General features: G+C 72.7%; 13 protein-coding genes and 2 pseudogenes. 9 read left to right on the forward strand and 6 right to left on the reverse strand.

Annotated elements, in window-relative coordinates:
- From yaaA to JNW91_RS23030, 4 genes are all read left to right on the forward strand, one after another.
- Positions 1-397: peroxide stress protein YaaA (yaaA, locus tag JNW91_RS33215; RefSeq protein ID WP_255545244.1), on the forward strand; the 397-nt coding region annotated here is incomplete at its 5' end.
- Positions 394-633: a hypothetical protein gene (locus JNW91_RS33220; RefSeq protein ID WP_407664373.1), complete on the forward strand. Its 240-nt coding sequence runs from the start codon at positions 394-396 to the stop codon at positions 631-633. The genes yaaA and JNW91_RS33220, both read left to right, overlap by 4 nt.
- Before the next feature lie 105 nt (positions 634-738).
- Entirely contained in the window at positions 739-1,407 is a 669-nt protein-coding gene (locus tag JNW91_RS23025; protein ID WP_203177538.1) for a hypothetical protein, read from the forward strand.
- Between the two features lie 72 nt (positions 1,408-1,479).
- Positions 1,480-2,442: a TAXI family TRAP transporter solute-binding subunit gene (locus tag JNW91_RS23030; RefSeq protein WP_309244465.1), complete on the forward strand. Its 963-nt coding sequence runs from the start codon at positions 1,480-1,482 to the stop codon at positions 2,440-2,442.
- 7 nt (positions 2,443-2,449) lie between these two features.
- Here JNW91_RS23030 and JNW91_RS23035 read toward each other — a convergent pair whose 3' ends face one another.
- The 3 genes and pseudogenes from JNW91_RS23035 to JNW91_RS23045 form a co-directional block, all read right to left on the reverse strand.
- A complete protein-coding gene (locus tag JNW91_RS23035) occupies positions 2,450-3,889 on the reverse strand; it encodes a sensor histidine kinase (RefSeq protein ID WP_203177540.1) in 1,440 nt (479 codons plus the stop codon).
- Between the two features lie 9 nt (positions 3,890-3,898).
- A pseudogene (locus tag JNW91_RS23040) lies at positions 3,899-4,554 on the reverse strand (response regulator transcription factor).
- Positions 4,555-4,641: 87 nt separating this feature from the next.
- Complete coding sequence (locus JNW91_RS23045) at positions 4,642-4,980, reverse strand: hypothetical protein (protein WP_309244466.1); 339 nt, start codon at positions 4,978-4,980, stop codon at positions 4,642-4,644.
- A gap of 75 nt (positions 4,981-5,055) precedes the next feature.
- On the opposite strand from JNW91_RS23045, the gene JNW91_RS23050 reads away from it, so the two are divergent.
- Positions 5,056-5,394 carry a DUF952 domain-containing protein gene (locus JNW91_RS23050; RefSeq protein WP_203177541.1) on the forward strand — a complete coding sequence of 113 codons (339 nt, stop codon included), beginning with the start codon at positions 5,056-5,058 and terminating at the stop codon, positions 5,392-5,394.
- 53 nt (positions 5,395-5,447) lie between these two features.
- Here JNW91_RS23050 and JNW91_RS23055 read toward each other — a convergent pair whose 3' ends face one another.
- From JNW91_RS23055 to JNW91_RS23065, 3 genes are all read right to left on the reverse strand, one after another.
- On the reverse strand, positions 5,448-7,205 hold the full coding sequence (locus JNW91_RS23055; protein WP_203177542.1) for a CDP-glycerol glycerophosphotransferase family protein: 1,758 nt from the start codon (positions 7,203-7,205) through the stop codon (positions 5,448-5,450).
- Between the two features lie 387 nt (positions 7,206-7,592).
- Positions 7,593-9,482, reverse strand: coding sequence for a DUF6077 domain-containing protein (locus JNW91_RS23060; protein WP_203177543.1), 1,890 nt, complete (start codon positions 9,480-9,482; stop codon positions 7,593-7,595).
- 402 nt (positions 9,483-9,884) lie between these two features.
- Positions 9,885-10,523 (reverse strand): TetR/AcrR family transcriptional regulator, encoded by a 639-nt coding sequence (locus JNW91_RS23065; protein ID WP_203177544.1) that lies wholly within the window; start codon positions 10,521-10,523, stop codon positions 9,885-9,887.
- Between the two features lie 178 nt (positions 10,524-10,701).
- Here JNW91_RS23065 and JNW91_RS23070 point away from each other — a divergent pair, with 178 nt between their 5' ends.
- The 4 genes and pseudogenes from JNW91_RS23070 to JNW91_RS23085 all read left to right on the forward strand — a co-directional run.
- The gene (locus JNW91_RS23070; protein ID WP_203177545.1) at positions 10,702-11,595 is read left to right on the forward strand and encodes an ABC transporter permease; all 894 of its coding nucleotides are present in this window, start codon (positions 10,702-10,704) and stop codon (positions 11,593-11,595) included.
- Entirely contained in the window at positions 11,588-12,406 is an 819-nt protein-coding gene (locus JNW91_RS23075) for an ABC transporter ATP-binding protein (RefSeq protein ID WP_203177546.1), read from the forward strand. Before JNW91_RS23070 ends, JNW91_RS23075 begins: the two co-directional genes overlap by 8 nt.
- A gap of 145 nt (positions 12,407-12,551) precedes the next feature.
- Positions 12,552-14,060 carry a bifunctional cytidylyltransferase/SDR family oxidoreductase gene (locus JNW91_RS23080; RefSeq protein ID WP_203177547.1) on the forward strand — a complete coding sequence of 503 codons (1,509 nt, stop codon included), beginning with the start codon at positions 12,552-12,554 and terminating at the stop codon, positions 14,058-14,060.
- 39 nt (positions 14,061-14,099) lie between these two features.
- A pseudogene (locus JNW91_RS23085) lies at positions 14,100-14,614 on the forward strand (CDP-glycerol glycerophosphotransferase family protein); the annotation flags it as partial.

A 14,614-nucleotide genomic window follows, 5' to 3' on the forward strand; every position in this document is an offset into this window, starting at 1 on the left:
GCTCGGGCTCAGCGAGGGCCTGCGCGGCGAGCTGCGCCGCAACGCCCGGCTGCGCGCGGCGGCCACCGCGCCGGCCGAGCGGCTCTACACCGGGGTGCTCTACGAGGCACTGGAGCTGGCCTCGTTGCCGGCACCGGCGCAGCGGGCGGCACGCCGGTCGATCCTGATCAGCTCGGGGCTGTGGGGGGGCGGTGCGCCTGGCCGACCGGATCCCGCCGTACCGCTGCCCGATCGGCGCCCGCCTGCCCGGCGTCGGCGCGCTGTCGACGTACTGGCGCGGGGGAACTGGCGGCTGCGCTGGACGGCGCGGCCGGCCGGGGCCCGGTGCTGGACCTGCGCTCCGGCGCGTACGCGGCCGCCTGGACGCCGCGCGGAGAGCTGGCCGAGCGGACGGTGACCGTGCGGGTGCTGCACGAGCGGGAGGTCGACGGTGTGCCGGTCCGCTCGGTGGTGAGCCACTTCAACAAGGCGACCAAGGGCCGGCTGGTGCGTGACCTGCTCGTCGCCGGCGCTCGGCCGCGAACCGCCGCGGAGCTTATCGGCACGCTGCGCGAGCTGAAGCACACCGTCGAGGAGCAGGCCGCCGCGTCGGGCCGGGCGCGGCAGGTGGATGTGGTCGTCACCGACCTGTGACGGCGGGCAGCCGCAAGATTTGCTCAAGGCTGGGCGCGAGCCGTTCCGCAACGGCGTCGCAGGGGCCACGGTAGGGGTACCCAGACTCCGACAAGGGAGCCTCCGTTGACCCGCGAACCCGCCCTGCTCGATGGACTCCGCACCCCGACGACGCCACCCCCGTTGGACTGGTTGACCCTGGCTGACGCGTTCGAGGCCGCCTGCCTGCTGCGCTGCACGCCCCCGCCGACCGCCGCCCGGCCGGGCACGAGGCTCGCGTCGTCCACGCCGAGCGTGGAGTTCAACCGGGAGGACGCCGCGCAGCGGATGCGACAGCTGCTCGGGCGGCTGGACATCCCGGTGACCCACGAGGCGGCCGTCGGTGGTCTACGCCGCCGCTACGAGCTGCACCGGCTCTGGGTGCCCCGGGAACACCACGGCGCGTACACCCGAGTGCTGGACGCCGGCTGGTGGCAGGGGCGTCGAGAGCTGCTCGGCGGGCCACTGCCCGGCGCCTCGCCGGCCCGCCGGCGGTGGGTGTCCCGCCTGGCGGCGGCGGCCTGGCGGTCGGCGCTGCTGGCCGGTGGACGGCACGTGCGCCGGCACATCCTCGGCGTCCGGATCACCGACCGGGAGCTGGCCGGGGTGCTGATCCGCGCCGCCGCCGTGCTCGACGTGCCGGCCCGGCTCCGCCCGGGTACCGGCTGTTTCCTGGTCAGCGTCGCCGACGGCCCCGACCGGGAGCGGATCCTGCACAGCGCGGCCCTGGAACCCGCGCGCCGCCCAGCCTGCTGAACCGACGCCGGTGACGCGCCGGCCGCTCGAACGGGCTTGCGCGGGCGGGGCCGACGGCGCACAGTGCAGCGCGTGAGGCGTACCTCGTCCAGCCGGCCCGGCCACCGCGGCGCGGGCACGGCAGCCCTGTTGACGCTGCTGTTGGCCGCGACCCTGACCGTCGCCGGCTGCCAGGACACCACGGCCGAGCCGCTGCCGATCCGGATCGCCACCGGCAGCCCCACCGCCGTCTACTACGCCTTCGGTCAGTCCCTGGCGGACATCCTCAACCGGGAACTACCGGACGTGCGGGCGAGCGTGGTGGTCACCGCCGCCTCGGCGGAGAACGTCAAACTCGTCGGCTCCGGTGCCGCCGAGCTGGGCTTCACCCAGGCCGACGTGCTCCCCAGAGCCTCCGCGAAGGACTCGCCGGTCGACGCGATCGCCCGGGTGTACGACGACCAGCTGCACCTCGTCACCACGGGCGGCGGTCCGGTGCGCACGATCGCCGACCTGCGGGGCCGGCGAATCTCCGTCGGCGCGCCCGGGTCGGGCACCGAGGTCACCGCGACCAGGCTGCTCGAGGTGGCGCATCTGGGCGGCGACGAGGTACGCCGCGAGCGGCTCGGACTGGACGACTCGGTGACCGCCCTGCGCGCCGGGCGGATCGACGCGTTCTTCTTCTCCGGCGGACTGCCGGTGCGGGGCATCGAGGAGCTGGCCTGGCGCAGCGCCACCCGGATCGTCGACCTGAGCGCGCTGACGGAGCCGTTGCGCGCCCGCTACGGCCCGGTCTACGTCTCCCGGGACATCCCCCGCTCGGTGTACGGCGTGGACCCGGTGACCACGGTGGCCGACCCGAACTACCTGATCGTGCGGTCCAGCCTGCCGCAGCGGGTGGTCCGGGAGGTGACCCGACTGTTGATGGAGCGCCGGGCGGAGCTGGGCGCGGCGCATCCGGCGGCGGGACGGATGAGCCCCCGCTCGGCGATCGTCACCGCTCCGCTGTCGCTGCACCCCGGGGCCGCGGCCTGGTACCGGGCGGCGAAACCCTGACGGCCCGCTACGGGGCGGGGACGGGTCGCACCTCCCCGGCGGGTTCGGTGTCCGCGTCCACCGGGTCGGCGTCGGGGTGGGGTGCGGGCGCCGGGAACCACAGACCGGCGACCAGCCCCCGCGGCTCCCCCGCGCGCATCGTGAGCCGCCCGTCGGAGGCGTCCACCAGCACGGCGACGATGGTCAGGCCGAGTCCCGCCCCGTCGACGTTCTGCGCGTCCGGCGCCCGCCAGAACCGTTCGGTGGCCTGGCCGAGCTGACTCTCGGTCATGCCCGGGCCGGAGTCGCGCACCTCCAGGGCAACCCCGTGGTCGCGGCGTGCCACGGTCACCGTCACCGCCCCGCCCGGTCCGCTGAACTTCACCGCGTTGTCGATCAGCGCGTCCAGCGCCTGGTCGACGGCGGTCGGCACGGTCCGGGCGTACGCCGGGGCGTCGCTCGTGGCCAGCCGCAGCGTGACCGACCGGTGCCGAGCCAGCGGCGCCCACGCGGCCACCCGGGACGCCGCCACCGCGGCGGCGTCGACGGTGACCCGCTCGTTCTCCTCGCGTTCGGCACGGGCCAGGGTGAGCAGCGCGTCGAGTACCAGCGCCAGCCGGTCGGTCTCCTCCAACGCCAGCCGGTGCTCGGAGCGGCCGTCCGCGTCGGTGAGGCTGGGGCCCAGCTCCTCCACCCGCAGCCGCAGCGCGGTGAGCGGGTTACGCAGTTGGTGGCTGGCGTGCGCGACGAAGGCACGCTGCCGGTCCATCACGTCGGAGACCACGTCGGCCATGTGGTTGAAACTGGCCGCGAGCCGGCGCAGTTCCGGCGGGCCGAGGCGGTGCTGCACCCGCGCGCTCCGGTCGCCCTCGGCGATCTCGTGGGTGACCGCGTCCAGTTCGGTGACCGGACGCAGCACCCAACCCGCCAGTCCGAACGCGGTGAGCACGCAGGCCAGCACGGCGAGCAGACCCGCCAGGGCGAGCAGCAGCCACCAGGCGACCACGGCGCGACGGATCGGGTCGGCAGGAGTCACGATCACCACCGCGCCGAGCACCTCGCCGCCGTCGCTCACCGGCACGGCCACCACCACCGGGCCGGTCGTCCACGGCCACACCGACTGGGGGGCGCTGGTCTGCTGGCCGGACAGCGCGATGTCCAGGGCCGCGGCGGTCGCGGTCGGCTGCCACCGCGGCGAGGCGACCAGGGTGCCCCGGTCCCGGTCGATGACGGCCGCGCCGATCGCGTACAGCTCGTCGTAGCTGCGCAGCTCCGACTCGATCGGATCCGGTCCGCCGCCACGCAGCGTCGGCCCGGCCAGCGAGGCGAACCGGGTGGCGTCGGCCAGCCGGTCGGCGCGGACCCGTTCGGTTTCGCTGCCGGCAAGGGTCGCGGCCAGCGGGGTCTCCAACGCGATGAGGACGAGCACCATCAGCAGCAGGTAGCTGATCACCAGGCGGCGACGCACGGCGACTCCTCAGACCTCGCGCAGCCGATAGCCGACCCCGCGTACGGTCTCCACCAGACGGGCGTCGCCCAGCTTGCCGCGCAGCGACCCGACGTGCACCTCGACGGTGTGCCGGTCGGCCCAGGTGGTGCCCCAGGCGTCGAGCAGGATGCGGTCGCGGGGCACCGCGACCCCGGGCTGGCGGGCCAGCGAGAGCAGCACGTCGAACTCCTTGCGGGTCAACGCGACCAGCCGGCCGTCGACCGTCACCGTCCGGGCGGTCACGTCGATGCGCACCGACCCGGCCTCGATCAGGTGCCGCTCCGGAGCGCGTTCGCGGCCCGGCGCAGCACCGCCTCGATCCGGGCCTGCAACTCCACCATCGAGAACGGTTTGACGACGTAGTCGTCGGCGCCGAGGCGCAGCCCGAGCACCCGGTCGCGTTCCTCGCCCCGCGCGGTCACCGCGATGATGCCGAGCTGGCTGCTGCGTCGGCGCAACTCCCGGCACAGGTCGGTGCCATCCCCGTCGGGCAGGGTCAGGTCGAGCAGCACCAGGTCGCACGGGGCGGCGGAGAGCGCCGCGGCGACGGTGGCGGCGTGCTCGACCTGGTATCCGCGCCGGCCGAGGGCCGAGGAGAGCGCAGCGGCCACCCGGCGGTCGTCCTCCACCAGCAGGATCCGCACCCGTGCCCCCGTCCCTCGCAGCGCCGTCCTGCGAATGGTGGCAGAAGCGTGCGGCGAGCGGGAGGCCCGCCCACCGGGGGCGGTCGCTCAGAGGCCGAAGACGTCGTCGGCGGTGGCGTCCCGGACGCCGTCGGTGAAGCCCCGGAAGCCGGGGTCGTCGTGGCGGGCCGGCACGCTGGTGACGTTGACCCCGCTGGCCTGGGTGACCGCGTCGACCAGGGGTGGATAGTCGATCTCGGCGTCGTCGAAGGCGTCGTCGTCCGCCTCGGCCAGATTGATCACGTGCTGCACGTCGTCGGACGGGGTGTCCGGGTCCGCGGCCCACTCGCCGCCGGCCCGGTAGCACTCGTCGTACAGCGCGCGCTGGCTGTCGGTCCAGTCCTCGTCGTAGCTCTCCATCGCCATCCCCTCCGCGGCCGGTTGCACCTGAGCATGCCGGGCCGTGACCGGCGTCGGCGGCGGTACGGCCGAAACGCGTACCGGCCGACGTACGCTGCGGAGGTGATCTACAAGCTGCTGCCGACCGTCGAGTGGGACGACGCCCGGGCGGCCGGGCACCTGGCCGGGTCGGCGGTGGACCGGCAGGACGGTTTCATCCACCTGTCGGCCGCCGACCAGGTGGTGGAGACGGCCCGTCGGCACTTCGCCGGCATGACCGGGTTGACCCTGCTGACCGTGCAGGAGCAACGGTTGGGCGACGCGCTGCGGTGGGAGCCGTCGCGAGGCGGGCAACTCTTTCCGCACCTGTACGGTCCGCTGCCGGTCACCGCGGTGGTGGCGGCGCGGGTGTTGACGGTGGACGTTCCGGTCGCCGACGCGGTGGCCGCGCTCCTGAGCTGACGCGACCGCGCCCGGTCCGACGGTGTCGGGCCGGGCGCGGATCGTCTCGCCGATCAGTGGCAGAGGCGGGCGATCTCCTCCTGGAACCGGTCCATCGGGTTGGCCTCGGCCGGGCCGAGCAGGTAGGTCTTCAGCTCCCGGCGGGCCTCGGTCATCGGATCGTCACCGGCCCGGGTCACCGACACGATCTTCTCCAGCTCGCCGCAGTCCCTGGAGAGCAGGTACGCGGCCCGCGCGGTCGGGAACTCCCGGCGGAACTCGTCCTCCGGCAGGCCGGCCGGGTTGGCCACGACGTACGGGCGCTGGCTCTGCACGAAGTCGGAGACCACACTGGACACGTCGCTGATCAGCAGGTCGGTCTGGTTGAAGCAGTCGAACAGCGCCGGCGTGCGGCCGGTGATGACCAGGTGCGCGGTGCCGTCCAGGGAGGACGCGTTCGGGTTGCCGTCGGCGGCGCGGATCGCGTCGACGATCCGCTCGTGCACCGTACGGGCCGCCTTGGACCGCGACCCGGTGAGCGGGTGCGGCTTGTAGATCAGGCGCACCCGGGGGTTCGTGGCCAGCAGCCCCTTGACGATCCGCTCACCCATCAGCACCAACGAGGTGTGGTACGGGTCGTCGTCGAGCCAACCCTCCCAGGTGGGCGCGTACAGCACGGTGAACGGTCGGTCCACCGACTCGGCGCCGAAGGTGTGCACCCCGGCGAGCTGCGGCCGGCCGATCTCGACGATGTCCGAGTCGAGCACACCCACGCCGGCCCGGGCGTACCGCTCCCGGCCGGCCAGGCCGGCGACCCAGACCTCGTCGTACACCTTGCTGTAGGGGTTGACGCTGGCCTGCTTGTCGCTGTCACCGTGCCCGACGAAGACGTGCTTCGTGCCGGGCTCGCGCAGCATGTGGATGTTCGCGCCGACGTTCGCGGCGTAGAGCGCCGCCCGGATGCTGCCGAGTTCGAGGTTCATGAAGTCCACCCCGGCCGGTACGCAGATCACCGGCAGCCGCGTGTCGGCCAGCTCCAGGAACGCGTCCCGGCTGCGCATCAGCACCACCGCGCGCTGCTGGAGCGCCTCGGTGGGGGCGAGCCACATGTTCGCCTGGTAGACGTCCTTCGCCGGGCCGGCGAAGTAGAGCGCCACCTCGGGCCGGTAGGTGTCCAGCCACCGCTGGACGGCGGGCAGCAGCGGACCCTGGCCCGAGCCCCGGCCGCGCAGCCAGGTCACCGCGATGATCGCGCCCACCAGGCCGGTCGCCACGACGGCCACCGCGGCGGCGACGAAGAACGGCGTCGCGTCGTGCCGCACCGCGGCGGCCACGGCGGCCGGCACCAGCAGCACGTTGAGCAGGGGCATCCGGTCACCGGCGACAGCCGCCGCCCAGGCCGGCGGCTGGGGGGCCGAGCGCAGCGGGCCCAGCTCGATGTTGCGCACCATGGCGGAGAGCGGGTTACGACGCTCGATCATCGTGGAGAGGGCGCCGGCGAAGACCGAGACGACCCACACCACGGCCGGCAGGGCGAGCAGTACGGTCAGCTCACCGCCGCTGAGCGGCACCTCGGCGACGACCAGCAGCACGGCGGCGAGGTCCCGGGTCAACTGCCGGTACGACCAGTGCAGGCCGACCTTCTCCAGCAACAGCGTCGACGACGGGGACCAGCGGGCCAGGGCGAACTCGGCGACCACCGCGACCAGCCCGGCGACGGCGAACAGACCGACCCATCCGAAGGTGCCGGCGACGAGCATGACCAGGTAGAACAGCACCAGCAGCGCGCCTTGGGCGGCCACTGGGATACGTCCTGTCAACGTGCCGAACAACGAGTTTCGCTCCCTACGAGATTGATGACCGGCTTGGGAGGTGGGTCCCCGACGCCGGACGCGTCGGGCCGGCGGGCGGCCCCGAGCCGACGCGGGGCGCCGAGGCGTCCCGCCGTGTCGCCGTCCGGCCGCTCCCCCGCTCTTCGCGCAGGCCGTCTCCCATGACCGAGCTCCTGAGGTGCAGTGTGCCGCGCGGCAGCCCGAGCACGGGGCTGGCCGCCAGCGCGTGACTGCGACCTTAACGCGAGAGGGCGTGGAGGCATCGGCCGGGTATCGGGTGACAATCCGGTCAAACATCCACCGGCGTCACCCTGACCCACGGCGCGAGCCGCCGTGCCGGTGCGCGGGGACGACGATCCGAGCCCCGCGCACCGGCTCACGGGCAGCTCAGCCGCCGCTGGCAGCCGGGCCGGACGTGGTGGTGCGGTAGCAGATCATCCCGCCCGGGGACTTGCGCGCGGCGACCTTCACCAGGCCCAGAGCGGGTGCCGCGTCGTTGCCGGCCTTGTTGGTCCGCCACAGGCAGACCGCCGCCACGTCGACCCGGCGCAGGGCGGCATCGACCTCGGCGACCGGCGGGATCGGCTCGGTGCCGTCGGCGAACGCGCCCAGCAGCAGCCGATCCTTGGCGAACTGGGTGTCCATGCCGTAGTCGGTGAGATAGAGGTCCCGGGCCATCACCACCCGGACCCGCGTGGTGACCTGGGGCATGGCCCGCATGACCGACGTCGGGGCGAGTACCAGTCCGTCCGGCAGATCCTGCCTGGTGATCCAGAAGGTCACGTTCTTCCGGGTTTCCGGCATCCGCCAACTCGGCTTGTCCTGCAGGACGTTGGCCGTCCACATCGGCTCGCCAAGGTTGAAGAAGGCGAGCACCAGGGCGACCGGTAGCGCGACGGCGAGGGCGTGGTTCGGCCAGGTGAGCCGGGGCAGCCGGATCGCCGCCAGCAGACCGACGAACAGGGGCACCGGCAGGATCCACGGCACCCTCCACAGCACCGCCGCCAGGCCGGTCAACTCGGCGCCCAGCACCAGGACGCCGGGTACGAGCAGCAGCGTCACGGTCAGCGCGGCGCCGGCGCTCAGCAGTCGCGGCACGCCACGTCGCAGCAGCAGCGGGGAGCCCCACATGGCCACGCCGGCGATGACACCGAGCACGCCGAGCCACAGGCTGAACTCGTAGACGACGCGCGGTTCCTGCACCTCGGTGTACGTGGCGACGACATTGTCGAGGCCGTTCGTGGTGAGCCGGGTGAGCAGGCCGGAGAGCAGGGGGTACGCCGCCGCCGCGGCGAAGCACAGGACCGCCTCCCGGGGACGCCGCATGATCAGCAGGACCGCCGCGACCGTCGCCGCCAGCAGCGGCAGCAGGATGACCGCGGTGGTGGTCAACCCGACGGCGGCGACGGACAGCAGCACGAGCAGGGCAAGGGCCCGCCGGGACCGGTTCTCCAGGAAGTCCGTGAGGTACACCCAGGCGAGTGGGACGAGCCCGTGGACGAAGACGCTCTTGCCCTGGGTCAGCCGCGGCAGGTGGTAGGTGTTCAGCACGTCCGGCGCGCCCGCCACGAGCAGGATGTACGCCAGTGCCACGCCGAAGACCAGCAGCGGACGCCTCGGCGCCCACCGCAGGACCAGCCGCCACAGCGCGAAGATCACGAAGACGGCCAACACCGGAAGCATGAGGTACCAGGTCACCGAGGCGGCGTGCACGTGCAGGACACGGGCCAGCGCCCCGATGAGCACCTCGAACGAGGGGATCGGCGGGTTCGCCGTACCGCCGGGGAGGACACCCTCGGTGAACAGGAAGTCCCGGAACGGGATCTGGTCGCGTTCGGCCACCCAGACCGACTTGCCGACGTAGAAGACGTCGTCGAGGGACACCCGGGCGAGCAGCGTCGCGAAGTACGCGGCGGCCAGCGAGACGGCGAGCACCACGTAGCCCTGCACCGGCGTGGTCACCGCGCCGCCGGTCGCGGGACCCCCGCCGACGGTGACGTCGGCGCCGGTCGTCGCGCCGCGCACCCGCAGCGACGTCCACGCCGAGACGATCGCGACCACCCCGAGGGCGATGGCCAGCCACCAGGTGAGTCGGTCGGTGCCGAGAGCCGCGAGCAGCGCCGCGCCGGTCGCCGCGCCGATCGGAAGGGCGGTGACGGCCGCAGCAGCGACGCCCAGCCGACGTCGGGCGTCGCCGCCTCGGGCGACTCGTTCGTCGCCTCGGCGCCGGTGGCCGGGACCGGTCCGCGGGCCCGGCGGCGCGCGCGCATCCGCCACCCGACGACCACCGTGATCACCATGGCCACGACCCAGGCGATGAAGACCACGGAGGGGCGCAGGTCCAGGGCAAGGTTGAGGTGGTAGAGCACCGTCCAGAGCGCGAAGCTGACGATCGCCGCGTCGGTGAGGACGACGGGCAGCGCGGCCACGGCGGCGTTGATGCGTCGGATCAGGCCCGGGCCTGGTCGTCGGCCACCCGGCGCCGTGGGCTTACCCCGATCGGCTGGCGCAGGCGCCTCAACAACGTCTTGGACTTCCGTCACGAGCCGTCCTTGTCGTCTTTCCGTGCACGCCCGGGGCCGGACCGCCCTGGGGTCGACACGGGAGGGTGTCCGAATTGGCGGGTGCAGCCTACCGGGCTCGCACCGGGTACGCGGGGGTGCCTGGCGGCAGGGCGAATCACTTCCCCACGACCGCTCCGCGCTGGTGGGGCACCGTGCCCTCGACGCCGAGCGCGGCGACGACGGACTCGACCAGACGGTCCAGATAACTGTCGGTGAGGGGGAGTCGGGCGATGGCGAGCCGCCAGTAGAGCGGGCCGACGATGAGGTCGATGGCGGCGTCCGGGTCGGTGTCGGCGGGCAGCTCACCACGCTGCACGGCCCGGCTGACCAGGCGACCGCCGATGTCCTGCTGGCGGGCGTGCAGCACCTGACGCAGGGTCGCGTCGATGCTGGGGTTGCGGGCGGCCTCGGCCAGCAGGTCCGGGATGATCTGCGAGGCCAGCGGGTGGCGCAGCGCGTGCGCCACGGCCTGGAACAGCAGCGTGAGGTCGCCGCGCAGGGTGCCGGTGTCCAGCACCGGGAGCTTGCCGTGCGCCGCCGCGGCGACGATCTCCAGCACCAGGTCGAGCTTGGAGTTCCATCGTCGGTAGATGGCCGTCTTGCTGACGCCGGCCCGACGGGCGACCGCCTCGATCGAGAGCCGGCCGTAGCCGACCGCGGCGAGCTCCTGCATCAGCGCGCGCCGGATGGCCGTGGTGATCTCGCCACGGAGCACCGCCGCACCGGCCGGGGCGCGCCTCTTCTCGGTCGTCACCAGGGACTCTTCTCGCAGGTCACGCCGACCAGGGTAGCGCAACGACGATACGGTTGCGTCCCGACGTGTTTCGGACTACTGTCCACGCAGCGACGAGGCGGCGCCCCGCGCACACTTCCCACTAGGATCCCATCGTCGCGAGCAACCCGTCTGCACGAAAGATCGGAGCGCCATTTCCATGGCCACCACCGCGCTGGTCGACCCCGACACGGGCCTGACCCAGGCGCAGCTGGCCGCTCGGCACGGGCTACGGGTCGCCGGTGAGCGACCCAGCCTCGCCGAGTACAGCCGCCGACTGTGGGCCTACCGGCACTTCATCGCCGCGTACGCCAACGCCAAACTGGTCGCCTCGTACAGCAACGCCAAGCTGGGTCAGCTCTGGCAGGTGCTCACGCCGCTGACCAACGCGGCGGTCTACTACCTGATCTTCGGGGTGGTGCTGGCTCAGAACAGCATTCCGAACTTCATCGCGTACCTGACCACCGGGCTGTTCATCTTCAACTTCACCCAGAGCGCGGTCCTGGCCGGCACCCAGTCGATCAGCAGCAACCTGGGACTGATCCGGGCGCTGCACTTCCCCCGGGCCAGCCTGCCGCTGTCCACCACGATGACCCAGTTCCAGCAACTGCTGGCCTCGATGGTGGTGCTGATCGGCATCGTGCTAGTCACCGGCGAGCCGATCACCCTGAAGTGGTTGCTGCTGGTGCCGGCCCTGCTGCTCCAGGCGGTGTTCAACGCCGGCGTGGTGCTGCTGGTGGCCCGGTTGGGCGCCAAGTCGACAGACCTGAAGCAGGTCATGCCGTTCATCATGCGCACCTGGATGTACGGTTCCGGCGTCCTCTACAGCGTCAGCCTCTTCGAGCGGCTGCCCGGCTGGGCGACGACGCTGGTCCAGTACAACCCGCTGCTGGTCTACATCGAGCTGGCCCGCTACGCCCTGCTCGAACAGGCGCCGCTGCTCAACGAGTCACTGACCCAGCTCTGGCTGGTCGCGGCGGGTTGGGCGCTGGTCGCCGGGATCGGCGGTTTCATCTACTTCTGGCGGGGCGAACAGGAGTACGGCCGTGGCTGAGCACATCGTGGCCTCCACCGAGGCGACCGCGACACTGACCTCGGCGCAGGAGCGCATCCCGACCGTGGTGGTGGACGACGCGCACATCATCTACCGGGTGCACCAGGGCGCCGCCGGTGGCACCACGCCGGTGGCCGCGCTGCGCCGGCTGGTGAAGCGCACCCACGCGCCGAACGTGCGGGAGGTGCACGCGGTCAAGGGAGTCTCGTTCACCGCGTACCGGGGCGAGGCGATCGGGCTGATCGGCAGCAACGGCTCCGGCAAGTCGACCATCCTGCGGGCCATCGCCGGCCTGCTGCCGGTCAACCGGGGCGCCATCCACACCCAGGGGCAGCCGTCGCTGCTCGGTGTGAACGCGGCGCTGCTCAACGACCTCTCGGGTGAGCGCAACGTCGTCCTCGGCTGCCTGGCGATGGGCATGCACCCCGACGAGGTGGCCAAGCAGGCCGCCGGGATCATCGACTTCTCCGGGATCAACGAACGGGGCGACTTCGCCAGCCTGCCGATGCGGACGTACTCGTCGGGCATGGCGGCCCGGCTGCGGTTCTCCATCGCCGCCGCGAAGAAGCACGACGTGCTGCTCATCGACGAGGCGCTCGCCACCGGCGACAAGGGCTTCCGCAAGCGCAGCGAGCAGCGGGTACGGGAGCTGCGCGAGGGCGCCGGCACGGTGTTCCTGGTCAGCCACCAGCTCTCCTCCGTGCGCGACACCTGCGAGCGGACGATCTGGCTGGAATCGGGCGTTCTCCGGATGGACGGCCCCACCGACGAGGTCATCCGCGAATACGAGGCGTACGCGAACAGCAAGTAGAGCGCCGGCGAACCTCCGGCATCGACACGACGCCATGGACCGCGTCGCCCGCGTTGGGGCGGCGCGGTCCGCGCGTTAAGGTTCATTCCGTCGCCGCTCGGGCGGAACCTTCCGTTAACGCATTCCTGAGAGTGAGGATCCGGCAATGACGCAGGACCAGACCACTGGCCCGGACGCCGCAACGGAGACCCCGGCACCGTGGCGGCCCTCGCGGACAGTGGCCGTGGTGCTGGCGGGCGGCACCGGCACCCGGCTGGGCCTCGGCATCCCGAAGCAGCTGCTGAAGATCGCCGGTAAGCCGATCATCGAGCACACCCTGGCGGTCTTCGAGGCCGCGCCGGAGATCGACGAGATCATCGTGCTGATGGCCACCGGCCACGTCGAGGACGCCCGGCAGATCGTCGAGAAGGCCGGCCTGCGCAAGGTCACCAAGGTGATCGAGGGCGGCGAGACCCGCAACGCGACCACCCGGATCGCCCTGGACGCCGTCGGCCCGGCCGACTGCAACATCCTCTTCCACGACGCGGTACGCCCACTGCTCAGCGGCCGGATCGTGCGCGAGTGCGTGAACGCGCTCTGGACCTACGACGCCGTGGACGTGGCCATCCCGTCCGCGGACACGATCATCCAGGTCGACGACAACGACTGCATCACCGACATCCCGGTGCGCTCCCGACTGCGCCGTGGCCAGACCCCGCAGGCGTTCCGCTCCCCCACCATCCGTGCGGCGTACCGGATCGCCGAGGGCGACCCGAACTTCGCCGCCACCGACGACTGCGGCGTGGTGCTGCGTTACCTGCCCGGCACCCCGATCAAGGTGATCGACGGTTCCGACGAGAACATCAAGGTCACCCACCCCGTCGACGTGCACCTGGCGGACAAGCTCTTCCAGCTCGCCGCGGCGCAGGCGCCCCGGCTCACCGACCACCGCAGCTACACCGAGGAGCTGACCGGCCGCACCATCGTGGTCTTCGGCGGCAGCTACGGCATCGGTCACGAGCTGACCGAGCTGGCCCGGCGCTACGGCGCGCAGGTCTTCCCGTTCAGCCGCTCCACCACCGGCACCCACGTCGAGCGCGCCGAGGACGTCGAGGCCGCGCTGAAGACCGCCTTCGAGGCCACCGGCCGCATCGACCACGTGGTGGTCACCGCCGGGATCCTGGAGAAGGGCGCCCTCGCCGAGATGGACGAGGAGACGATGGACCGGCTGCTCCAGGTCAACTTCGTCGGCCCGGTGACCATCGCCCGGCAGTCCCTTCCGTACCTCCAGCAGACCAAGGGCCAGCTGCTGCTCTACACCTCCAGCTCGTACACCCGGGGACGGGCCCGCTACGCGCTCTACTCCGCCACCAAGGCCGCCCTGGTCAACCTCACCCAGGCCCTCGCCGACGAGTGGGCCGACGTCGGGGTGCGGGTCAACTGCATCAACCCGGAGCGGACCGCCACCCCGATGCGCACGCGGGCCTTCGGCGAGGAGCCGGAGCACACCCTGCTGGCCGCGGAGGCCGTCGCCCAGTCGTCGCTGGACGTGCTGATCTCCGACCTGACCGGCCAGGTGATCGACGTACGCCGGGCGCCCGGTGACGGGCCGAGCGTGCCGGCCCAGTCCGGTGCGGATCGGGCCGAGACGCCGGCCGCGGCTTCCGCGAACTGACGCCGGCAGCGCGACACCGAGGGCGGCGAACGGAGCGACATGCGTGGTGACCTGGTCCGGAAGCTGGCTGCCCGGTGCCTGAGCACCGGCCTGGCCGTGCTGGCCTTCGTCGTGTTGGCGCTCACCGGCGCCACTGGCTGGGGGCTGGCGCTGGCCGTCGCCGCGCTGGCCGCGGCGGCCGTCGAGCAGCGGATCCGGCCCAACGCCGACCTGGTCGCCGAGACGGCGCTGATCGCCGCCGCCGTCCTGGTCGGTTACTCCCGGCGCCTCGACGACGGGCTCGACCCGGCGCTGGTGGCCACCGCGCTGGTCCTGCTGGGGCTGGTGCTGCTGGTGGGGCCGCTGCGTACCGCCGGCAACCTGGAGATCCGATCGGCCAACGTGTCGGTGCGGTCCTGGACGCCGCTGGTCACCGACCGGCTCGGCACCGCCCTGCTCGGGCTGCTCGCCGCGGTGGCGCTCGCCGCCGCGCTGGTGCTGCCCGGCGTCGTGGCGCTGGTCGCCAGCCTGCTGGTGGGCGCGGGCGCCGGGGCGGTCGCCCTGGACCTGGCCCG

Source organism: Micromonospora parastrephiae (assembly GCF_016802865.1).
Taxonomy (GTDB): domain Bacteria; phylum Actinomycetota; class Actinomycetes; order Mycobacteriales; family Micromonosporaceae; genus Micromonospora; species Micromonospora parastrephiae.